At 40.4% G+C, this 23,143-nt stretch carries 16 protein-coding genes and 1 pseudogene; 10 read left to right on the top strand and 7 right to left on the bottom strand.

What is annotated here, in order from left to right; genetic code table 11:
- Positions 1–876 precede the first annotated feature (876 nt).
- From HW279_RS04785 to HW279_RS04830, 10 genes and pseudogenes are all read left to right on the top strand, one after another.
- Positions 877–1,560 (top strand): hypothetical protein, encoded by a 684-nt coding sequence (locus HW279_RS04785; RefSeq protein WP_178958175.1) that lies wholly within the window; start codon positions 877–879, stop codon positions 1,558–1,560.
- Positions 1,561–1,593: 33 nt separating this feature from the next.
- The gene (locus HW279_RS04790; protein WP_178958176.1) at positions 1,594–2,448 is read left to right on the top strand and encodes a prephenate dehydratase; all 855 of its coding nucleotides are present in this window, start codon (positions 1,594–1,596) and stop codon (positions 2,446–2,448) included.
- A gap of 124 nt (positions 2,449–2,572) precedes the next feature.
- Positions 2,573–4,785, top strand: a pseudogene (locus tag HW279_RS04795) (S9 family peptidase).
- Between the two features lie 114 nt (positions 4,786–4,899).
- Positions 4,900–6,303, top strand: coding sequence for a peptide MFS transporter (locus tag HW279_RS04800; protein WP_009417397.1), 1,404 nt, complete (start codon positions 4,900–4,902; stop codon positions 6,301–6,303).
- 518 nt (positions 6,304–6,821) lie between these two features.
- The gene (locus tag HW279_RS04805) at positions 6,822–7,475 is read left to right on the top strand and encodes a hypothetical protein (protein ID WP_178958177.1); all 654 of its coding nucleotides are present in this window, start codon (positions 6,822–6,824) and stop codon (positions 7,473–7,475) included.
- An 88-nt stretch (positions 7,476–7,563) separates the two neighbouring features.
- Positions 7,564–8,031, top strand: coding sequence for an IPExxxVDY family protein (locus tag HW279_RS04810; protein ID WP_178958178.1), 468 nt, complete (start codon positions 7,564–7,566; stop codon positions 8,029–8,031).
- On the top strand, positions 8,025–9,491 hold the full coding sequence (gene pyk, locus HW279_RS04815) for a pyruvate kinase (protein WP_178958179.1): 1,467 nt from the start codon (positions 8,025–8,027) through the stop codon (positions 9,489–9,491). Before HW279_RS04810 ends, pyk begins: the two co-directional genes overlap by 7 nt.
- A gap of 263 nt (positions 9,492–9,754) precedes the next feature.
- A complete protein-coding gene (locus tag HW279_RS04820) occupies positions 9,755–10,747 on the top strand; it encodes a gliding motility lipoprotein GldB (RefSeq protein WP_178958180.1) in 993 nt (330 codons plus the stop codon).
- 92 nt (positions 10,748–10,839) lie between these two features.
- Complete coding sequence (locus tag HW279_RS04825) at positions 10,840–12,303, top strand: NAD(P)H-hydrate dehydratase (protein ID WP_178958181.1); 1,464 nt, start codon at positions 10,840–10,842, stop codon at positions 12,301–12,303.
- Between the two features lie 56 nt (positions 12,304–12,359).
- Positions 12,360–12,791 (top strand): hypothetical protein, encoded by a 432-nt coding sequence (locus HW279_RS04830; RefSeq protein WP_178958182.1) that lies wholly within the window; start codon positions 12,360–12,362, stop codon positions 12,789–12,791.
- 178 nt (positions 12,792–12,969) lie between these two features.
- Here HW279_RS04830 and HW279_RS04835 read toward each other — a convergent pair whose 3' ends face one another.
- From HW279_RS04835 to HW279_RS04865, 7 genes are all read right to left on the bottom strand, one after another.
- Positions 12,970–13,584, bottom strand: coding sequence for a hypothetical protein (locus HW279_RS04835; RefSeq protein WP_178958183.1), 615 nt, complete (start codon positions 13,582–13,584; stop codon positions 12,970–12,972).
- Positions 13,541–13,735, bottom strand: a complete 195-nt coding sequence (locus HW279_RS04840) for a hypothetical protein (RefSeq protein ID WP_178958184.1) — start codon at positions 13,733–13,735, stop codon at positions 13,541–13,543. The genes HW279_RS04835 and HW279_RS04840 overlap by 44 nt, the downstream gene beginning before the upstream one ends.
- 69 nt (positions 13,736–13,804) lie before the next feature.
- Positions 13,805–15,055 carry a hypothetical protein gene (locus HW279_RS04845; RefSeq protein ID WP_178958185.1) on the bottom strand — a complete coding sequence of 417 codons (1,251 nt, stop codon included), beginning with the start codon at positions 15,053–15,055 and terminating at the stop codon, positions 13,805–13,807.
- Between the two features lie 72 nt (positions 15,056–15,127).
- Positions 15,128–16,474, bottom strand: coding sequence for a DUF4302 domain-containing protein (locus HW279_RS04850; RefSeq protein WP_178958186.1), 1,347 nt, complete (start codon positions 16,472–16,474; stop codon positions 15,128–15,130).
- A 14-nt stretch (positions 16,475–16,488) separates the two neighbouring features.
- Positions 16,489–17,328, bottom strand: a complete 840-nt coding sequence (locus tag HW279_RS04855; protein WP_178958187.1) for a putative zinc-binding metallopeptidase — start codon at positions 17,326–17,328, stop codon at positions 16,489–16,491.
- A gap of 40 nt (positions 17,329–17,368) precedes the next feature.
- Positions 17,369–18,850, bottom strand: a complete 1,482-nt coding sequence (locus tag HW279_RS04860) for a RagB/SusD family nutrient uptake outer membrane protein (protein WP_048747816.1) — start codon at positions 18,848–18,850, stop codon at positions 17,369–17,371.
- A 14-nt stretch (positions 18,851–18,864) separates the two neighbouring features.
- The gene (locus tag HW279_RS04865; protein ID WP_178958188.1) at positions 18,865–22,209 is read right to left on the bottom strand and encodes a SusC/RagA family TonB-linked outer membrane protein; all 3,345 of its coding nucleotides are present in this window, start codon (positions 22,207–22,209) and stop codon (positions 18,865–18,867) included.
- Positions 22,210–23,143 lie beyond the last annotated feature (934 nt).

Below are 23,143 nucleotides of genomic sequence, written 5' to 3' on the forward strand. Positions count from 1 at the left end.
TACCTGCTTCATAACCCTCATAAAAGGAGTTTAATAGACTGTCGATGTCTTGTGCTAAGAGAGCGACCAAAAGAGCTATAACTATTGCAATTAAGATTTTGTACGTGTTTTTTCATAATGAAACATAATTAAAATTCGGTACAAAGGTAGTGAATTATTTTTTATAAAACAAAAATAATAATGCCAAAAATGCCAAAATGTGAGGAAAATTAGCAAATTAGAGAATTTGGAAATGAGGTAAATGTCAATAATACCAGAAATACCAATAATACCAGAAATACCAATAATACCACCAAAGGGAATGGACGGGTCGGAGTTTTCAGAGGAGTAGGACAGGTTAGAGGAGGGGTTGGAGGGCTCGGAAGGAAACGGAGAAGAACGGAAGAGAGCTGAGAGAAGTTTTGGTGAAAAAAGGGTGTGAGATGGGTGGGGTTAGGATATAGAAAGGATATAGGAATGATGAACGAATGATGGACGATTGGTATAGAAAGGGTTTGTAAATAATTGACTCATAATATAATACAACAACGCTAAAAATGTTAAAAACGGGGTTTCGAGGCGAAAGAAAAGGGAATAGGTGATAGGCCTTAGGCCATAGGCAATAGGAGATAACCTCCCCCTTTACACATACCCAGCTGTCGCTGGCTACCTCCAAAGGGGGAATGTGGTGACGGAAAAAGGAAGAAATGACGGGAGATGAATGACGAGAGGGTATCTGTGAGGAAGCGTTTTCGTAGAAAAAAGAACTATGTAAACAGAGGTTTTGTGGGATATATAACGAATGTAAGGACTTGGAGTGCTGGGGGTGAGAAAATATTTATGAGTGAATTGCTAATTGATAATTATTTTCTATCTTTGCCGAAAATTTACCCATTTATGAATGTAAGATTTACTATACTCACTACCACAATGTTTGCCCTAATGGCTTGTAATAACGGGCAACAGGAAATAGCTGTTGCCGAAGATGCTCTTGCTAACACTCAGAAAGCTGAGGAAGCACGCGATAAGAGCAACGAAAGAAATCCGTTTGGTGCGGGTGGGGCGAATTTTTCTAACAACGTATCGCTACCAGCTACACAGCAAGGAGCAAAGCTCAATCCGCCTCACGGAGAGCCGGGACACCGTTGTGATATAGCCGTGGGGGCTCCGCTACCCAACGACAGCAATGTGATAGCTCAAACGCAAACACAAGCACAGCCTGTGAGCAGTGCCGATGCTAAGCCCGTAGTTTCGGGAGGTATGCCACAAGTGCAACAGGTGCAGGTGGCACAACCTCAGACACAGCAAGCGGTGGCGACGAAGGGACAGAAACTGAATCCGCCTCACGGGCAACCAGGGCACCGTTGTGATATACCGGTGGGCGCTCCGCTGAACAGTAAGCCTGTGAAACAGCAAGCACCAGCTACGCCTAAAACGGTAGAGCAACAAATAGTTATCGACCCGAAAATGGCACAACAGCACACGGGGACTACTGAACCAGGCTTTTCGGGGAAGCCTAATCCGCCTCACGGGCAACCGGGACACCGCTGTGATATAGCAGTAGGAGCGATATTGCCATAGAAAGAAGCGCAAGGGGTGATTTTTAATATGTAAATGAGTGAAAAAATAGCAATACAGGGTATCAAAGGTTCGTTTCACTATCAGACGGCTGAGACTTACTTTGGCAAAGATATAGAGGTGCTGGAATGTCGTAGTTTTGATGCGGTAGTGAAAGCACTGCTGAAAGGCGATGCTGACTGGGGCGTGATGGCTATTGAGAATAGCATTGCAGGAGCAATATTACCTAATTATGCCCTTATAGACCGCCATAACCTGCATATTACAGGGGAGCACTATATGAACATACAGCACCACCTGATGGCGCTAGAAGGGCAACGCTTGGAGGATATTACTGAGGTGCATTCGCACTATATGGCACTGTTGCAATGTAAGGATTTCTTTCACGATTATCCTGATATACGACTGGTGGAATCTCCTGATACAGCTGAGGCAGCACGACAGATACACTTGCAACAACTCAAAGGAGTAGCGGCTATTGCTTCGGCATCGGCTTCTGAGCTTTACGGCTTGCCTATTATTGCGGAAAGCATACAAACCATTAAGCGTAATGCTACCCGCTTTGTGGTACTCAAAACTACTGATGCACACCTGCCCAAAAGAGATGTCAATAAGGCGACGCTTAAATTCCAAGTATATGACAAGAGTGGTAGCTTGGCAACGGTGCTGAACGTGTTACGCGATTACGATATGAATATGACTAAAATACAGTCGTTGCCTGTAATAGAGACTCCTTGGAAATACGCATTCTTTGTAGATGTGGTGTTTGATAACTATGCCCGATACCAGCAAGCGATGCAACTATTGGATATTATGACAGAAGAGCTAAAAGTATTAGGGGAATATGAAAATCGGTTGAACAGTGAGAGCTATTCAAAATCAATTATATAGAAAATAAATATAAAAAAACAGATTAAAAGATAGCTTCTATATCAAAAATATTGACTAATATTGACCGCGAGATTAATAATCAATGGTTAGAGGTTAATGATAAATGACAAAAGACTAATTAGAAATGGCGAATTATGAATTACAAAAGGTGGCTGTATTTAGACGCAATAGAGTGCACCAATGCTTACATACCCAGCTTTTGTTGGCTTTATTTCTTAGCTTTTACTTGTTATCTGCACAGTCTATTTCTTTAGAGAATATCTGGACGCAACACGCTTTTTACCCCGAACGTATGTACAACTTGAAGGCACTGAAGAAAACCCCACAATATACAGTGCTCGAATATAACCGTGACAAACACATTCAGGAAATTAACCTTTACGACTTTGCAACGCTTAGCAAAGTACAAACACTCTTTGAAACTAATGAAAGAGTGAATAGGATTGAGAGCTATGAGTTTTCTCCCGATGAGAAAAAGCTCCTCATCGCTACCCGAAAAGAGGATATCTACCGACATTCGTTTATAGCCGATTATTTTCTGTACGACCTCGCCACTGGCGACCTTAAAAAAGTGAGCGACAAGCGCATACAAGTCCCCACTTTTTCACCTAATGGTAAGCAATTGGCTTTTGTATACGAAAACAACTTGTATTTATACGACCTCACGACGGGTGTGGAAACCCAAATCACTACCGACGGACAGAAGAACGCTATCATCAATGGTACTGCCGATTGGGTGTACGAAGAAGAGTTCGGGATTGTGCGACTGTTTGCTTGGAATGCCGATGGTACACAATTAGCATTTATACGTTCGGATGAGCGCAAAGTACCTGAGTTTTCAATGGACATCTACGGTTACGACCTCTATCCTACGCCTTATACTTTTAAATATCCCAAAGCAGGGGAAGCTAATTCGGCGGTGAGTTTGCATATCTATACTGTGGCTGATAAATCGGTGGCTGAAATACCCTTGAAAGCCTATTATATCCCACGTTTGCAATGGACAAACGACCCTCATAAGCTGACGGTACAAACTCTCAATCGCCACCAAAACGATTGGCAACTTTTACAAGTGAATAGCCAGACGAAGGCAACGACTTCCTTAGTGAAGGAAACCAGCGCGACTTATGTAAGCATCAACAAGGAGATACTATTTTTACCCGATAATAGTTTTATTTACCAATCGGAGAAAGATGGGAATAACCATTTTTACTACTGCAATGCCAAAGGGAAATTAGTACGCCAGCTCACGCGTGGTAACTGGGAAGTAACCGATTGCTATGGTTACGACCCTAAAACCCAACAGTTGTTCTACCAATCTACCCAGACGGGCTCTACCCGCCGAGGACTCTATGCGGTAACCCTCAAAGGCAAAGCCCCTCGCTCACTTTCTACTGAGGCAGGCACAAATAAAGGCACATTCAGTGGCGATTATACAATGTATATTCACGCTTTTGCGAATGCTACTACGCCTCCACGCTATACGCTAAACGATACCAAAAGTGGAAAGCAACTCAAAGAAATTGTTACCAATTCCGAATACGCTCAGCGATTGAAAGCCTATAATTTGCCCGAAAAAGAGTTTATGGAACTGAAAACTGCTAAGGGTACTTTCAACGCTTATATGCTCAAACCTAAGGATTTCGACCCTAAAAAGCAATACCCCCTCTTGATGTACCAATACTCAGGACCAGGTTCACAAGAAGTAGCCGACCAATGGTGGGATATGAATGACTTTTGGCACGCAATGCTCACCCAAAAAGGTTATATAGTGCTATGTGTAGACGGCAGAGGCACAGGTTACAAAGGAGCAGATTTTAAGAAATGTACCTATCAGCAACTCGGCAAATACGAAGTTGAAGACCAAGCCGATGTTGCTCAGCTCGTAGGGGCTTATCCTTATATAGATAAGAGCAGAATAGGTATTTGGGGTTGGAGTTTTGGTGGGTTTATGTCGTCTAACTGTCTGTTTCAAAAAGGCGATATATTCAAAATGGCGATAGCAGTAGCTCCTGTTACCAATTGGCGTTTTTACGATACTATTTACACTGAGCGTTTTATGCGCACCCCCAAGAGAACGCAAAAGGTTACGACGAAAATTCACCGTTGTTTCACGCTGCCAAACTCAAAGGTAAATACCTGCTCATTCACGGTAGTGCCGACGACAATGTACACGTGCAAAATGCAATGGTGCTCATCAATACCTTGGTGAGTTTGCAAAAAGATTTTGATTGGTTAATTTACCCCGATAAGAATCACGGTATTTACGACAACACAGGTAGTACACGCTATCAGTTGTATACAAAAATGACGAATTTTATCATAGAAAATTTATAAACAAAGCCCCCGTCCCCCGAAGGGGGACAATCTGTAAAAGAAAAACTTTACTGGATTAAAAATATTTAATGTAGAATTTTAATTTATAAACAAACTTTTTAATTTATTAAATAAATGGATACAAACGTAGAAAATGCGAAAAAGAAGCACCCTAAGGGGCTTTATTTGGTGTTCCTAACAGGTATGTGGGAGCGTTTCAGTTACTATGGAATGCGTGGTATTTTGATGTTATACCTCACCAAGACGTGGCTTGAAGGCGGTTTGGCTTTCGATAAAGCTACAGCGAGTCTTATCTATGGCTTTGCCACAGGACTTACCTATTTTACTCCACTGATTGGCGGTTGGATAGCCGATAACTTTTTAGGACAACGCAGGGCAGTATTGTTAGGGGGACTCATAATGTTCTTCGGAGAGTTTGCGTTGTTCTCTATAAACACTCACTTTGGCTTATATTTAGGGCTATTTTTGTTGATTATAGGTAACGGGTTCTTCAAACCGAACATTTCAGCCTTGGTAGGAGGACTCTATGAATCAGGTGATAAACGTTTAGACTCGGCTTTCTCGATTTTCTATATGGGTATTAACTTAGGGGCTTTCTTAGCACCACTCATTACTGGATTCCTTACTGATAACATCTTTGCTACTCACGGTGTAGATGCACAAGGAAAAGAAATAATCCTTTCTTACGGTTATAGATATGGATTCTTGGCAGCTGCTATCGGTATGCTTATAGGAGAGTTGATATTTATTTTCTTTGCACAGAAATACTTAGGCGACCTTGGATTGCAACCAAAAGGTGGTAAGAAAAAAATACAAGAACTTTCGGAAGCCGAAGTGCAAAAACCACTTACCAAAGAAGAAAAAGAGCGTATTGCTGTTATCTTTATCTATTTCTTCTTTGCAATCTTCTTTTTTGCAGGATTTGAGCAAGCGGGCTCTTCGCTTACCCTTTATACCGATAACTATATCAACAGGACGGTGATGGGCTTTGAAATTCCTACTGCTTGGTTCCAATCAGTAAACCCATTGTTCATTGTATTATTAGCACCGGTATTTGCATCGTTCTGGGGTACTAAAATGGGACAACGTCTCACTACTCCGTTTAAAATGGGAATGGGAATGATACTCTTAGGGGTAGGGTTCTTCTTTATGCTTGGCGCTGTTTACGAGCGCGGTGGCTCCATAGGGGTAGACCCTAAAGATATAGCAGTGAAAGCGAGCTTGGCTTGGTTGGTGCTTACTTACCTTACTCATACCATTGGTGAGTTGTGTTTATCACCAGTAGGACTTTCTACGGTTACAAAACTTTCACCTCCGCGTTTAGCAGGACTTATGATGGGTGTTTGGATGATGGCTGCTTTCTTCGCCAATGCAGCAGGAGGAGTGATTGCTTCTTACGTAGAGAAACTTGGGGCAAGCGTAGTATTTGCTGCGGTTTCAGGATTTGTAATCCTCTGCGGTTTAGGAATGATACTCCTTAACAAGAAACTTCAAGCGATGATGCACGGAGTAAAATAGTGCGAGCGTCTGAGCCATACAAGTACGTACGAACCGTATAAGTTATATAATAAAGGCTGTCCTATTTTAGGATAGCCTTTTTTGTTGTATATATTCGGAGTTATCGGACGATTCGGACTTGCCGGGCGGGAGTAAGACGAGATTGGAGGCTTTATTGGGGAGAGCTGAGGGAATAGAAAGATATCGGAAAAGAACGGAAGAAGGTAGGGAGGGTTTTTGATGAAAAAAGAGTGTAAGGAGGGTGGGGTTAGCTTATAGCGAGCTTATAGGAAGCTTATACGAATCTTGGACGATTGGTATAGAAAGGGTATGTAAGTAGTTGGTAGTGAATAGTTAAAGGAGAAGGATTGGGAGGTGATAAACGAGAAGAAAAACGAAAGTAAAACAAAGGGCAGTGAGATGTGTCCTGAAAATTGTTTTTTGGTATTGTGTGTTATTTTTGTATTTTTGCACCGAAATAAAAGAAGAAGCTACGAGCTTATTTACTTTTATCGTTTTAGTGAGTTAATAATTATAGAATGAAAAAAATACTTTATATAATACCTTTTTTTGCTGTGGGATTGGCTACGGCACAGGAAAATACAGAAAGCACATCGGGTACAGGAGATGTAAGCACGGAAACTATAACGCAAGTAGAGCCCGAGAAAGAAAGTAGGTGGTTTTACCAAGGGGAATTAAGTTTTACTTTTCCTCGAAATGGTGGCGCAAAATACTCTTATAGCTGGTTAAACCCACGTACAAATTTGTACGAAGGCGGCGAGACATTACTAACTGAGAAGCCTATTATCTCAAGTGATTTTACAGTAAATTACCGCTTGTTTAGGATATTGAGTGTAGGGGCTGTGGGAGGCTTTACACATTTTCAAAACCCTGTAGCCTCAGGATTAAAATTGGGTAGTATACTCCGTTTGAACCCTGTGAAGAATTATCAGGGAAATATTTTCGTACAAGTAGCTGGCTTTCTGCCTTTGAGCACCTTAGTAAAGCCATCAATAGGGGAAGTGAAGGTAGGGCTGTCCATTCCGTTTTTGGTGAGAAATAAGTATAGTATGTTTTTATCGGCTTATACTTCTTACACGAGTTTTGATGTAGCAGAACCTCTTTTTTGGAGTGAGACTCCTGAGATGATGGAGTATAGAGGGATAGGGTTTAGCTTTGGAGTGCGGTTTTGATAGTAGAAGAAGCTATCGTGTTAAATTTATCAATGGTTAATTGCTAATTGTGAATTGTTTTGTATCTTTGCACCCGAAATGAGTGGTTATGGCAAAACTGAAGCTATCGACAGAGTTTTTTTGCGATTATAAACTTATCGCTCTTCACACCCATTTGGAAGACTATCAGCTGGCGTATTTTTTAAATAAAACGCTACATTTGCAGTTGGCTAAGACAAAAGGAAAGGCTTGTTTGACGATGCCTTCGGGAGAACAGTTTTCTTATTATACTTGGGAGGACACCTCTGCGGATATTACTTGGCATTGTATAGCTAACAAACTGCAAGACACACAAGCTCCTACCGCTGTGGTTACCCTTTTTGAAGAACTACCACAGGTGCAATATTTGGTTGAGAACGAAAAGAAGGTGGATTACTTTTTGAAGATAGATACTGAAGGGCGGGTGGATATGCCGAAAATTTTAAATCGGCTTCGTGAAGTTCCTGCCACTACCGCACGAGAAATAGCAATTGATACCCTAGATAAAAAATATAAATTGATTTTTCAAGAATGTTAAATACAAAGAAAACAAAGATTGTAGCGACCTTAGGTCCAGCGACCGAGAGTCCTGAGGTGATAAGAGATATGATGGTTGCGGGGGTAAATGTATTCCGCATCAACTTCTCGCACGCCGATTACGACGATGTACGCAATCGCGTGCAAATGATTCGCCAAATCAACGAAGAAAACGGCTTTCATACCGCTATCCTCGCTGACTTACAAGGTCCTAAGTTGCGAGTGGGGGTAATGGAAGACGACGCTACGGTATACCCAGGTGACCGAGTTACTTTTGTTACCGGAGAGCCTTTCGTAGGAACTAAAGAGCGCGTATATATGAACTACAAAGAGTTTCCTACCGATGTGAACCCCGGAGAACGCATCTTGTTAGACGATGGGAAACTTATCTTTGAAGTAGAATCCACCAACCGCGAAGACGAGGTAGTAGCGGTAGTAGTGCAAGGCGGTCCGCTGAAATCTAAAAAGGGCGTGAACTTGCCTAACACCAAAGTTTCGCTTCCGGCACTTACCGAAAAAGACGTGCGTGATGCCCTTTTTGCTATCACACAAGACGTAGACTGGTTTGCGCTCTCGTTTGTGCGTCACCCTGAAGATATTCAGGATTTAAAAGACCTCATCGAAGAAAATGCTGGACACCGCATTCCTATCATCGCTAAAATAGAAAAACCAGAAGCCTTGGTGAATATCGATAAGATTATGGCGGCTTGCGACGGTATAATGGTGGCTCGTGGAGACCTTGGGGTAGAAATCCCAGCAGAAGAAGTGCCTCTTATCCAAAAGGAATTGGTACGCAAGGCTAAATCACACCACATTCCGGTAATCATCGCTACCCAAATGATGGAAAGTATGATTTCCAGCTTGACACCTACCCGTGCTGAGGTAAACGACGTAGGAAACTCGGTAATGGACGGTGCTGATGCGGTGATGCTTTCAGGCGAAACTTCGGTAGGAAAATACCCTGTACAGGTAATCCAACAAATGACTCGCATCATCAAGAGTGTAGAGGATTCAAATTTGATACAAGTACCACTTGTTACACCTTTTATCCGTTCGTTGCGCTATGTAACTAACACTATCTGTTTTCACGCAGCTAAGATGGCGAACGACACCAATGCCAAAGTGATTACCTCGCTTACAAACAGTGGGTATGCTGCTTTCCGCATTTCGTCGTACCGACCTAATTCGCACATTCTCATCTTTACTTCCAACAAGCGTATCCTCACCCAGTTGAACCTCTTGTGGGGGGTAACTACTTTCTACTACGACCGCTTTGTTTCTACTGATGAGCTTATTGAAGACATCAACCATATTGCCAACGAAAAAGGTTACGTGGATATGGGGGATATAATGATAAGTCTCGTATCGATGCCAATGCAAGGCAAGGGAATGGTGAACACGTTACGCGTATCGGAAATCGACTCGTGTGCGGTGAATTTTGAGAAGAAAAAAAAGAAATAATTTTAGAGGGTTAATATTTAAGAAAGGTCGTTTGGCAAGGTGCTGAACGACTTTTCTTATTATTGGTTGCAGTACGACCGGCGATTACTTGGGCGATCCAGACTGGTTATACGAGACCGAAGACTGACAACTAATTGTTAAATTGATAAATTTGCTTTATCTTTGCACCCAAAGAGGAACAGATACCCAGTTTTTGGAGTGTGATAATTAGCCGATTTGGATAATAATCTAAGAGCTAAAACTAACAACTAATAACAAATACTATGATAAAGAAAATATTTATTTTTACGAGTCTGCTATTAGCAATGGCTTGTAGTGACAAAAAAGAGAAAGAAATAGCAGCGATTCCGATGGACTTTGATTGGATACGTCTTGATTCGCTCTTTATGAAAACTCCTGATGCAAAAATGGGTGAGTTATGTGCACAGTATCCTTATTTTTTCACCCAGAGCGTTACCCCCGAAGAGTGGTGTGAGATACGAAAGGGTTCTATCTTCCCTGATATCCCTGCTTTTGCGAATCTGCATTATGCCGATTTGTACGGAGAAATTGAAAAGAGTGTAGGTACACTTTCTGCTGAGAAGAAAGAGATTAAGAACTTGTTTCAGCATATTAAGTACTATTTTCCCAAGTTTGAACCACCCAAGGTAGTGATGCTCATCAGTAGGGTAGCTTATGAAACCCGAGTGATTTATGCCGATAGTCTTTTACTTATCGGCACAGATAATTACTTAGGAACTCAACACAAATACTACCAAGATATGGATAAGTACATCAGGGCTGATTTAGACAAGAAAAACCTTGTGATAGATGTAGCTGATGCTTTTGCCGATAAACTCGTACCTCGTGGCATACACCTCACTTTCTTGGATAATATGATTTACGAGGGCAAGAAGCTCTATTTAGAAAGCGAGTTATTACCCAAAAAAACACCCGCTGACCTTTTGCGTTATGATGCGAAGAAGTATGCTTGGGCTGAGGCAAACGAAGCTGAAATATGGCGTTATTTTATAGAAAAAGAATTGCTGTATCAAACAGATAAGAAGCTACTTACCCGCTTTTTGTATCCAGCTCCTTTCTCTAAGTTTTACTTAGAATTAGACAACGAATCGCCAGGACAAATAGGTAGATTTATAGGGTTACGCATAGTACAAGCCTATGCCAAAAATCACAAAGAGGAATCTATGTTGAAAATCTTAGCAATGAAACCCGATGAGCTCTTTAAGCAATCACTCTATAAACCTAATAAGAATTAAAAGCGAGTTACGCACGCAATTTAATTTAGAAATTAGCAGATTAGTAGATGAGCAAATGTTTTGATTAGCTAACATCTTTTTACTTTGGAGAAATGAAAATTCTAAACACACAACAAATGCGCGATGCTGATGCGCATACTATCTCTGCTGAAGGTATCACCTCGTGGCAACTGATGGAGCGTGCCACAACCAAACTCTTTGAGTGGATAAAAGAACACCTTCCCAAAGAGCAAACTGTTACTGTATTGGCAGGTACGGGAAACAACGGAGGAGATGGTCTCGCTTTGGCGCGTATGCTCATAGCTGATGGTTGGCAAGTGAATATTTATCTGCTTTGTTTCAGCGAACACCTATCGCCCGATTGCCAGCAGAATAAAGAGCTCTTAGAAGCACAAGGAATTGCGATTACCGAAATAAGAGCCGAGCAAGCAAGTAATATTACGTTTGGTAAGATAGTGATAGATGCTGTCTTTGGCATTGGACTCAATCGTCTAGCTCCTAAATGGATACAACAAATATTTGGGAATTTAAACGACTCTAACAGCTATATATTAAGTGTAGATATGCCCTCGGGTCTGCCTACCGAACGCATTCCGTCTCCCGAGGAGGTTTGGGTACACCCTCACCAAGTGCTCACTTTTCAAGCCCCGAAATTGCCTTTCTTTCTTCCTTCCACAGGTTGCTATATCCGTAAGTGGGAAGTGCTCAACATAGGTTTGGACGAGCATTTTTTAAAGACTCTTCACCCTGATTTCTACTATCTCGAATCCGATATACAGCAATTACAACGACGACGTGCTAAATTTTCGCACAAGGGTACTTATGGGCACGCTTTGCTTGTAGGGGGAAGCTATGGTAAAATAGGGGCAGTAGTGCTTAGCGGGACAGCCGTATTGCGCGCAGGGGCAGGTCTGCTTACCGTTGCTATTCCCCAATGTGGTTATAACATACTGCAAACTGCTCTACCCGAGGCGATGGTACTCACCTGCGAGGAAGAAAAACACTATAAGACAGCAGAGATTCCTTTTACGCCCTCTGCCATAGGCGTGGGTATCGGTTGGGGCACGCATTCCGAAACCGCCTCAGCACTCTTTGGTTTTTTTCAGCAGTACCCCGATACTCCTTTTGTAATAGATGCCGATGCGCTGAATATCCTCGCTCAACATCCTGAACAATTTAAAAACCTTCCAAAAGATGCAATTCTCACACCACACCCCAAGGAATTAGAACGCCTCATTGGCAAGTGGGACGACGACCTGCACAAGCTCACTAAAGCTAAAGCCTTTGCCAAAGAGCACAAAGTAATACTTCTCATCAAAGGAGCCTATACGATGATAACCGATGGAGAAAAATATTGGATAAATTCCACTGGAAATGCAGGAATGGCAACGGCAGGGAGTGGAGATGTGCTTACCGGAATGCTTACGGGCTTACGAGCTCAGGGTTATAGTGCGGTAGAAGCTGCTTGCTTAGGTGTTTTTTTACACGGTTTACAAGGTGACCGTGCAGCAAAAAAAATGGGTATGGAACACCTTATTGCACGTGACCTTTTATAGTCTTGGCACGGTTTTTGCCCATATGTTAGCAGTTTATCATTAAAAACTCACAAATAATGAAAAGACTTATCCTAAGTATGGCAGTAATAGCAACGTTCCTCGCCAGTTGTGGCAACAGTAAAAACGCTGTGAGTTACACTCCCGCTGAGAACTATTTTGTCAATAATACTTTCCAAAATACAAAAGTAGAAACTTTAAAAATCGACTCACAAGCTGATTTTGACCGTATCTTTGGAGGTGCCACTACTATCACAGCTCGCCCTACCGCCATTGATTTCAGCAAACAGAGCGTTTTAGCTATCGTGGCTCCTGCCAGCAATAAGGAAGTAAAAATAGTGGTAAAAGCCTTAGAAACCACACTTACAGGTGGTATTTTGGTGAAATATACCATAGATGAAGGTAAAGATTTAGGTCATACTGCCCAATCTTCTGAAATACTCATCGTAAACAAAACCGATAAAGAAGTAGAGTTTAGAGAAGTATTTTAAACAGTAGTAAAATCCCATCGCTATTATTTTATATAACAATAGGGGAGACAGTTTACATAAACTGTCTCCCCTCTCTTTTTGATTAACATCAGTGGGGTATAACCCAATACTATTTCCTCTTTTATATCGCTATACTCCCCTCTTTACGACCCTTGCATCTGCGAGAACTTACGCTATTTTAAAGCGTATAAATATAACTAAAATTGATGACAGCGTGGTAACGAGTAATGTAGTTACCTTTGTTCCAAAAAGAGCCTCCTATTTCGCCAAAAATTGCTAATTTGCTATGATCGGAAGCGTATAAATCTATTCCTCCAAAAAGATGATAACCGAGGTTGACAGTACCACCTATCCAACCTTTGTTGTTCACATCCTGAGTTTTGAATTGTCGCCACAAAGGAGCACTGAGATGAAGTCCGGCACCTGTAACAATGCCAATATTAGGGCTCACAGGAGTAACCACAGCTAATCTCAAGGGCACATCAAGGGTAGAGACTCTGAGCATTGCGTAGTTACTTTCACTTTGCTGAAAACTTCCTTGTGAAAACTCGCTGACTCCCAAACCCATTTCGAGACGAGCGTTTTTTTCAGGAGAGTAGAGCACTCGCATTTGTATGCGCATTATATCACCTCTCATTTGGAAATTACTACTCACCATTTCGGCAAGCCCTAAGCCTGCATCCATTTGGAAAGCCCATTTATTATATGGAATACTATCTTTGACAGTTTCTTTTTCTTGACTAAAAGCGCTAACAGTAGCACATAATAACAGGGATAATAATAACTTTTTCATTTGTATTTTGTTTAGGTATTAGTACTGTTTTTATTTTCCAAATAGATAGCACAATAAGCAGTAATAGGGCAGTAATACCTATTACTGAGGGCTCATAGAAAATATGGGTAATGAGCAGGAGTACGGATACTATAAGGATAAATTTGTACATTTGGGTTAGAATTTAGAGATTAAATAACTTTGCCAAAGTTTCACACTTTGGCAAAGTTATTGTTATATTTTATGGAAAAAAATTCACTTTTTTTTCATTCTCCTCAGGTATCTCAACATCCTCTGCTCTTAAAGTAACTCCTTTTAGTTTTTTATCTTCTCTAGGGTCATAATCAGCAGGATCATCATAGGTTTTTCCTATAACCTTAAAGCCATCACCATAAGGTTCAAGAATTAAACGTCCATTATCAACCGGAGGCGTATAAGGTTTAGGTGTTTGATTAGTTTTAGGCGTTGTATCAAAAGGAGATACGTCTATATCTTCTTCAGAAAGACTATTTTTATCTATTTGACTACCCATTATGCTTGCATACACATAATAGTTATCAATATATAGAGTATGGTCTTCACCAATGGCAGTCTGAACACCTCCTATTTCCTTAGGGAAATAGGGACCTACATACATAGATTTCTTTATATACTTAAACAAATGATAGAATTTATTATCTTTAATTTCAAAAGAATGGGTTGCTTCATCATATTTTATCTCTCTTTTTAATAAATAGACTTTTTGTTTAGGATTGTCTTTTAAGCGGAATGTTGCAAGCTGTTCTCTAAAGATTAAAGGTCGTCCAATAAAATTAGAAGGGTCATTTTCAATAATTGGACTATAAGGATCTTTAGGAGGATTTGCTAATTGATTTTGTTCTTCCTCTGGACTTAACATACAGACAGTAAATTCAGCTATATAAGAACCTACATTCAAATAAGTGCCAAAAGCACCAAACCCTAACCATTTAGATATTCCAGATACAAAATGCCTTATACCTCCAAAGACATTATGTCTTTCTTCATTAAGAACTTTAATTCCCGCTGTTTCCTTTAAACAGTCCCAAACTTTACTTTCATCAATGTCACCTCCTTTATCTTTCTCTTTTTCTAAAGTAGTGATAAGTGTACCTGCAAAAGCAATTCGAGGGTCGTTAAGGCTACCAAAATCTTGTGCGATTTCCTCATTGCTCATTCCATAGGAATTGAGAAGATGTACCGATTCGTTCACTAAGGGCATTAGTTTCTCACGAGCAACTTCTTCGGTTAAAGCATTACGGCTTCTGAGTACTTGGATTTCTTGTGCAAAAGATTGTTCTTTCTGACTGAAAGACTTCACAAGAGATTTATGCAGTTCTATCTCTTTTTGGGAAGAGAATATGGCATCGGCAGATACTCCATTGCGAGTAGCAAGAGTATCATTTTGTTCGTCAGTATCTTTGTTACAAGCAACAAAGACTACTAAAAGTAAAAGTGTAAGTAACTTTTTCATAGTAAGATATATTTAAGATTTATTAAAAAAACTATTTAGAAGGAGAAAAAAGAAAGTTTTCCTCCTTTATTTCTATTTTAGAAAGAAACCCCAAGAAGGGAAGTAGACATCAGGTGTATGACGACTTTTGAACACATAAACTGTATCAGAATATGGATATTTATTAGGAATAACTTCTACATAAAAACCTTCTTGTGCTATATTTAGGATATAGTTTAGTGCATCTTGACCTTTTTGATAAACTTCTGCATTTTCGGCAGCTTGCCAAAGATTAGAATCTGTCATTCTAGTACTACCTTGCTTTTCTTTAAGATATAATCGTTTGTTTTTAAGCTCGTATTTACAAAAAATATAGATATACGAAGATTTTGGTTGACCTGCAAATGTATGCCCTAAGATAATTAAACAAAGACCACCTTGTCTAAAATCTATTTCAAGCATTCTAAAATCTTGCTTATCATTAATCTTTATTACGTTGTTATAGAAAGGAGGAGAGGTTTCAGATACTTTTTTGAGGTATTTTGTTTCAAATAATAATGTATTAACATCTCCTCCCATTTTTTGATAATCATCTGTAACAAATGCATCAGGAGGTGTTAATGAAAAATATACTTCTGCCGTTACCCCATCTACGGTGGCTTTATAGGTAGGAGGAGTGGTACTATCATCACGGGTTAGTTCGGTAAACTTCTTGCCTTGTATAGTAAGGGCAGGTTTAAAGGCTACTCCTGTTTTAGTAGCCACTGTCGAAGCTAATGAGGGTGTATTGGAGTTGAGAGGTGCCACCCCTATAAGCCCGTTTTGCATATCAATTTCATAATCAGTACTAGTGCCATTAGCAGTTACTTTCATATAATAATTAGACATATTCTCAACCAAGGTACTGAGATTACTTGAAAGAGTAGTAATGTCTGTCCAATCTTGTGCTGTAGCGGGTTCGAAATATACAAACTGCTCAGTAGATTTGCGCTGGGTTTTGAATTTAAGTTTGTTCCCCTCTTTACCATAATAAATAAATTCGAATTCGCCTGCATACCCTGTACCTGGTATTCCTTGCATTGCATCTGCCAATTCGTGAATATAATTTTTAGTGGTGAAAGCAAGCATAGTACCTTGCCCCTCTTGTATTTCATATTTACTGGTGGTAGGAGAGATTGTACTACTATTGAAATCGGATACCATTGTTACAAGACCTTCGGGGGTAAACTTCATCAAAAAATGGTAGCCACCAAATACGCCTTCTTTAGTAAAATAGGTAAGTTTCCAGCCTTGCTGAGCAGTAGTTAGCTCTTTGCGCAATTCGGCTTGACTTTCTTCAAAACGTTCCGAAGGGTTCTTGTCGAACAAGCTATCGGGTTCGTTCTTTTGGCAAGCAACCAGTGTTGCCAATACTATTAGTGTGAATATTATCTTTTTCATCGTTCATTAGGTTTTTATTGTAATACTGAAAGCATTTGTTCTTCTACTTTGGCTTGTAGTGCGTAAAAGTCTATATTCCATTCGCTTTTAAAATAGGCTACTACAAATTCTTCTTTCTTGCGAATAGCTTCCTTAGCCTTGCTATCTGTAATAGCCTCTACTTTAGCATCCCAAGCAGTTTTGCTCATCCCAAGCATTGTAGAGGTCATTTCAGCAAAGTCTTCTACATCATTGGCTCTAGCATAATTAGTAATAAAGCCCAACTCGTTAGCCTTTGCATTGCTATAGTTTGCCCAAACGGAGGTATAGTTAGGGGTTATTTTGCCAAACTCGGTAGAATAGGGTTTTTTCTGGTTGATGATATGGCAATACTCGTGCTGAATGGTATGAAAATACTGGCGAGTGCCAACGTGATTGGTAAGGTCGAGCTGGTCGACATTAAAAAGAGTAATTTTCATACCACTATCAGCAAAACCAAGAGTAATCGTACCGTTTTCATTAACGTTATAACCTCCTACCAATGAAATTTGTCTTGGAGCCACTTCTTTTATAAAGTTAGCTCCTGCTATTTCGGAATAGCTATCTATCCAAACCTTTTTAACTACTTCAAGCATAGGTTTTATCTTGCTTTCGGTAGGGGGATATAGAAACTTGTTAAACTCGAAATCGGAATCTTTCCAGTTGTAAGTAACTATAATGTTATAAGGTTTTTGGAAATTGTCGTATATATAAGTATCCAATTCAGTTTGAGCTGTTACTTTGTTTTTAAGCACACTTTTATCACTAAGTGTCTCTTTTCTGTTGCAAGCCACTAACAAGAGAGTGAACATTGCTATAAAGTATATCTTTTTCATACAATTGTCAATTGTTAAATTATTAATTGATACTTGTTTTTTATCTTGGATTAGGAGTAATACCTGCAGCCAAGGCGTCTTCGGGTATTTGCAACTCACGACGCAAATCGCCTTTGTTGAGTTCTAAGGTTTGGGTTCCCTTTTTGTGGATTACTTTTAAACCAAAGCGTTTGATATCGAACCAGCGCAATCCTTCGAAAACAAATTCTATACGACGCAAATCGAGCAGACATTGCAACATTTGGCGCTGAGGAGTGGTAAGTGTATAGGCAGGAGAGAGCTCAGTACCTTTTCCGTTGTATTTGGTATTAAGAGCTGTTTCGGTAATGTTACTTACATCGAGCGTTTCTCCTGTTTTAAAAGGTAAATACACTTTTAAGTCTTCGATAAACTTAGCTGTTTGTCCTGTCATTACATAGGCTTCCATACGGTTAAGTAGGGCTTCGTCATAAAGCAAGAGGGTAGCCATCCCGTAGGGGTAACCTGTACCTGCTGAAACGTTGTTTACTTTAAAATATTCTTGATATTTAGGAATATTCTGTACATTCTCATTACCTCCTTGGAAATCATATGCCCAAGGCATATCAAGTGGGTGTAAGCTTCTTTGCGATAAGTAGATAGATAAATTAGCCGTCATCCCGTATTTATTACGACTAAGGTTTCTTTGATATTTGGAAGAGGCTCCTATAATCAAAGCGTTGGAAGGCTCACTGGTACTACTGTATTGCGCTTCACGTTGCAAAGTAGTAAGGGTGTTTATCTTGTTTATATCGCGTACTTTGGCAGCAGGATTACTACCAAGAGCTTCATTGGCGTGTGCAATAACTTTAGCCCATTCTCCTTTTACTAAGTAGAAACGAGTAGCAAAAATATGAGCAGCTTCTTTCGTAAAGTGGAATTTGGGCTTGCTATACGAGGTATTATCGATAAGAGGTAAGCCCTCTTCGAGGTCTTTTTCGATAGCCTTATAGTATTCTTCTACCGACAAGCGTGTGTACTTAGCAAATACTACTTTCTCGGCAGCGGTTACATAAGGTAATCCTAAATCGGAAGAGGCGGTAGCAGGGTTGTAGGGCTTACACCACAACAGCCCCAACATAAAATGGGCGTAAGCGCGTGCTACGAGTGCTTCTCCTTTGAGGTAATTAAGAGAAGAACCTCCACCTAGTTTTTCTACGGCTTCTAAGGCGTGGTTAGCAGAGGCTATGGCACCCCAAGCTGCCTCCCAATAGAAAGTAGGGGCATCCTGTCGGGTTTCTTTGCTATCTTTCCACTGATAGAGTTCTGTGTTTAAGATAGAAGTTTCGGTAAGACTTATTTTATCACCTGCATTATCACTCATTGTTTCAGCAATATCCATATACAAAGCATCAGGATAGGCACTTACCAAGAGTTCTTGTACTTTTTCGGGAGTATCGATTTCGGTACGAGTATCAGGGACTTCGTCTAAGAATTTATCACAAGAAGCGAATAGTAATCCTATGGCTACTATTCTTGTGGTGGTATATAGTATATTTTTCATCGGTGTATTCATTTTTAGATTCCTAAATTGATAGTAAATGTATATTGAGCACTTACAGGATAGGCAACTCCACCAGTGCGGAAGAACTCGGGGTCTTGCCCGTTGAGGTCTTTATGGGCATAAATCAAGAACGGATTGGTGGCTTGTAAGCGCAAAGTAAGATTGTTTACGTGCAAAGCATCCAATACGTCTTTGGCAAAAGTATAAGAAAGACTCATACTTTTCATACGAATGAAAGAGCCATCTACTACACGGGCAGTAGAATGGTTGTAGGCATTGTACACGCGACGTAAAGTACCTTCTCCCACCTCATTCAGAGTGAATTTAGAAGGAATAGAAGGTATATTAGTTATCTTTTCGTCACCTGTTCTTACCCATCGGTTTTTCATTTCCTTAGGGAATACACTGAGGTCGTTGTAATCTACAGTATATTGGTCTGCTTTGCGTATTTTGTTACCAGCTGAAGCCGTAATCAAAAAGCTGAATTCCCAATTTTTATATTTGAAAGTATTGGAGAGCCCAGCGGTGAGATTAGGTTCTACCGCTCCTTCTTTTTTGAGATAAGAAAGGATATCTTGACGGTTTTGGAAATCAATATCTGCATAATCGGTACTGCCATTGCGCAAGTTAAACACAGGGAGACCTTTATCATTTAACCCTCTGAAATCATAAGAATACAAAGTGTTGCGGGCACCTCCTACTACATTTCCTCCTACTTCGCGCACTAAGTTAAAAACATTAGGCTTATATAGAAGGCTTGTAATTTCTTGGTTGAAATAAGCAAAATTGATACCTGTATTCCAGCTAAAATCATCAGTTTTGATATTTTTAGTATCCAAAGCGAGTTCAATCCCTTTTGTTACCATTGTGGCATTGTTGGCTAATTTGATAATTTCACCACCAATACCTGAGGTGCGAACATAGTCAATTAGGTCTTTAGAGTTCTTTTGATAAAGGTCTAATGACAAGTTGATACGGTTTTTAAACAAGCCAAGTTCTATACCTACGTTAGTTTCGTATACTTTTTCCCAAGTGAGCTCACTGTTTTGTAGGGACTGAATAGTAATCATACTTTCTCTATCGGCAGAGTTATAACGATTGGCAATACTATTTTCGAAGATAGCCAAAGCGTTGCTGGCAGCTCCTAAACCAGCGATAAGTCCGTAGCTAAGACGGAAAGCAAGGTTAGAGATAGTGTTATTATCTTCGAGGAATTTCTCGTTGGAAGCGTTCCAACGAGCACTCGCATTCCAAGTAGGTAACCAGCGAGCAGAGCGACTGCGCCCTAATTGGTTAGAACCTTCATAGTTCAGTGTACCTGCAAAAACATAGCGGTTATCATAGGTATAGGTACCTTGCAAGAAGAAAGCTATACCACGCTCTTTGGTATATGATTTGCCAAAATAAGGAGTATTTTCTTGTATCGCTTTTTGAATGATGCGATAATCAGTAAAGGCGGTTCCTCCACGTGCAAACTGATAGCCATATCCGTTGAAGAAAGAGTTGTCGCGGTCGGTATGGCGATACTCTTGTCCTAAGAATACTTTTAGGTCGTGTACGTCTTTAAACAAGCGTTTGTACTCTAAGGCGTTGCGGAAGTAATAACTTTGCAAGTTGTTTTCAGTGCGTTTGTATATACCTCCATTAGGCAATGCTACTTGAGGAAGGGCATCAGGGTCGGCAGGATCAGTAAATAAGAAAGGATTGGCTTTGGTTACAACAGTAGTCTGATTGGCGCGATAAGCCCCTGCTACGTTAGAATCTTCTCTCATAGAGTGTTCGTTTGAACTCTTTACGTGGCGTACAGAGCCAAGGAAATTATACTTCAATCCTTTGGCGAGTTTTACTTCTAAGTCACCTTGAATTTTATACTCAAGCACATTCAAATCCATATAGTTATTGTCGAGCTCGTGCAAGATATTCATAGGAGCATAGTTATAACGGTAAAACTCGTACTTACCATCATCGCCATAAGGTCGCAAAGCACGAGTGGTGTTAAGCGCATAGCTAAAAGGGTTGATATCAAAATCACGTTCATAACTTCCTGTTACGGCATTAGCAGCACGGCTATAGGTACCGGGAGCTTTTTGGGTACGGATAGAGCCTTGTGTAAGTACCCCTATCTTTACGCTGGGTGAAAGCGTATAGGTGGTTTTGAGGTTACCGGTTACGCGGTGCACACGGTCAGCAATTGTCCAACCGGGGTCTACAAAGAAACCTACTGAACCATATACCGTTGCATTTTCACCCCCACCTGAAAGGCTCACCGTATGGTTTTGAGTGAGCGATGGACGGAAGAGGGTTTTAAACCAATCGGTATTGGCGTATTCGTATTTGCGCAAGAAAGCAAGGCGTGCTGCTTCGGTATTTTCGAGTAAGAAAGTGCCTGTAGCCGGATTAAAGGTATCGATAGCACGATACATTATATTGTAAGCCCCACCGTAACGCGCTTGGGTATGAGAAGAAAGCGAGAAGTAGCCTTTGCGTTCCAACTCTTGATAAACGTCCATTGTTTCTTGAGAGTTCATAATGTCGTACTGATTATAGTTAGGAATCATACGCACGGACTCTTCTAATTGATAGTTTATCTGTGTTTTTACGTTTTTCTTACCACTTTTGGTAGTGATAATCACGGCACCGTTCAGGGCGCGTGCTCCGTAAAGAGAAAGGGCTGAGGCATCTTTAAGGATTTCGATGCTCTCGATATCGTTGGCATTGATACCAGAGATAGCCGAGCTTACCAGAGTAGAAGCATCACCCGAAGCAAGTTGCTCGAAGCTAAGGTTTACTACCTCTTCTTGTACGGCACCATCGACCACCCATAGCGGTTTGGTATCGCCGAAGATAGATGAGCCCCCGCGAATGGTAATTTTAGGTGAAGTACCAAAAGTACCAGAGATGTTCTGCACGTTTACCCCTGCGGCACGACCTTCGATCATACGACCTACATCGACTACGCCGTCCATTTTGATATTGTCGGCTTTGAGGGTTTGAGCATTACCCGTAAATTTAGAACGGTCAAACTCTTGGTAACCAGTAACGACTACCCCTTTAAGTTCAGTTACGTTCTCTTTAAGGACAACGTTAATCACTTTGGCAGTACCTACTACTTTCTCTACTGAGGCACTCCCCAGCTGAGAAAAGACTAATACGGCGCTGTCATTGGGTACTTTAATGGAGTATTTACCATCGAAATCGGTGGCGACCCCGTGAGAAGTACCTTTTACCAGTACTGAGGCACCGGGTAGTGGAGTGCCTGCTTCATCTTTTACTACCCCTGTTACGGTGCGTTCTTGGGCAAAGGCAACACCAAAGAACAGCACAGTACATAACAGTGCATACATCAATTTTTCTTTCATCGCTATTATATTATTTCGTTCAATTAATTTTGCAAAGGTTCAGAAAAAAAAATTATAAAAGCAAATTTTATGGGTAATTTTTTTCTATGTTAAATAACCAAATGTGTATAATTTCCTAATACTATTTTTTGAATAAAACAAGTGCATTTTCTGAAAATACCCTATTTTTTTTCATCATTTTGCTGAATTCTTTGCAATATTTTCAGAGAATCGCCAAAAACATTGCGTTTTTTTCAGTTTTTCACATATTGTTTTGCAAAATACTTATTTTCAAGCATATAGAGACTCATAATTCGCTTTTAAGTGCTATTTATTAGACTGTAACTTTCTGTGAAATTTAACTTTATTTAACATTTTAGAGTGTTATTCTTTTGTTGAAATTGAAGTGTTTTTAGGCTAATGTGAGTTCGAGTAATTAGTAAATTAGGTGAGAACCGCACGGGCGGGAGAAAATTAGGAAATTAGAAAATTAGAGAATTAGGAAATGAGGAAAAGAGGTACGAGTCGCACGGGCAATTTTTTGGAGCATCAACTTTGGCAAAGTTTTAAACTTTGCCAAAGTTTGAGATGAAAAAGCGATGTGTTGGCGCTGTTAGGGGCATTCGGAAGGAAACGGAAAAGTTCGGAAGAGAGCTGAGAGGGATTTTGGTGAAAAAAGGCTGTAAGAAGGGTGGGGTTAGCTTATAGAGAGCTTATAGGAAGCTTATACGAATCTTGGACGATTGGTATAGAAAGGGTGTATAAGTAGTTGATTCATACTGTGATACGACAAGGGTAAAAATGGTAAAAAGAGGGTTTCGAGGCGAAAGAAAGAGAAAAGGCAATAGGCCTTAGGCCATAGGCAATAGGGGGGAGTATGACGGAAAAAGGAAGAAATGATGAGGGACGAGGGGCGAATGACGAGAGACGAATGATGAAAAGGGTTATATTAACT

The sequence above is a fragment of the Capnocytophaga sp. oral taxon 903 genome, from assembly GCF_013394785.1.
Taxonomy (GTDB): domain Bacteria; phylum Bacteroidota; class Bacteroidia; order Flavobacteriales; family Flavobacteriaceae; genus Capnocytophaga; species Capnocytophaga ochracea.

Coding starts and splice junctions, on each gene's coding strand:
- HW279_RS04785 (WP_178958175.1), top strand. CDS start 877: ATGAATGTAAGATTTACTATACTCACTACCACAATGTTTGCCCTAATG.
- HW279_RS04790 (WP_178958176.1), top strand. CDS start 1,594: ATGAGTGAAAAAATAGCAATACAGGGTATCAAAGGTTCGTTTCACTAT.
- HW279_RS04800 (WP_009417397.1), top strand. CDS start 4,900: ATGGATACAAACGTAGAAAATGCGAAAAAGAAGCACCCTAAGGGGCTT.
- HW279_RS04805 (WP_178958177.1), top strand. CDS start 6,822: ATGAAAAAAATACTTTATATAATACCTTTTTTTGCTGTGGGATTGGCT.
- HW279_RS04810 (WP_178958178.1), top strand. CDS start 7,564: ATGGCAAAACTGAAGCTATCGACAGAGTTTTTTTGCGATTATAAACTT.
- pyk (WP_178958179.1), top strand. CDS start 8,025: ATGTTAAATACAAAGAAAACAAAGATTGTAGCGACCTTAGGTCCAGCG.
- HW279_RS04820 (WP_178958180.1), top strand. CDS start 9,755: ATGATAAAGAAAATATTTATTTTTACGAGTCTGCTATTAGCAATGGCT.
- HW279_RS04825 (WP_178958181.1), top strand. CDS start 10,840: ATGAAAATTCTAAACACACAACAAATGCGCGATGCTGATGCGCATACT.
- HW279_RS04830 (WP_178958182.1), top strand. CDS start 12,360: ATGAAAAGACTTATCCTAAGTATGGCAGTAATAGCAACGTTCCTCGCC.
- HW279_RS04835 (WP_178958183.1), bottom strand. CDS start 13,584: ATGAAAAAGTTATTATTATCCCTGTTATTATGTGCTACTGTTAGCGCT.
- HW279_RS04840 (WP_178958184.1), bottom strand. CDS start 13,735: ATGTACAAATTTATCCTTATAGTATCCGTACTCCTGCTCATTACCCAT.
- HW279_RS04845 (WP_178958185.1), bottom strand. CDS start 15,055: ATGAAAAAGTTACTTACACTTTTACTTTTAGTAGTCTTTGTTGCTTGT.
- HW279_RS04850 (WP_178958186.1), bottom strand. CDS start 16,474: ATGAAAAAGATAATATTCACACTAATAGTATTGGCAACACTGGTTGCT.
- HW279_RS04855 (WP_178958187.1), bottom strand. CDS start 17,328: ATGAAAAAGATATACTTTATAGCAATGTTCACTCTCTTGTTAGTGGCT.
- HW279_RS04860 (WP_048747816.1), bottom strand. CDS start 18,850: ATGAAAAATATACTATATACCACCACAAGAATAGTAGCCATAGGATTA.
- HW279_RS04865 (WP_178958188.1), bottom strand. CDS start 22,209: ATGAAAGAAAAATTGATGTATGCACTGTTATGTACTGTGCTGTTCTTT.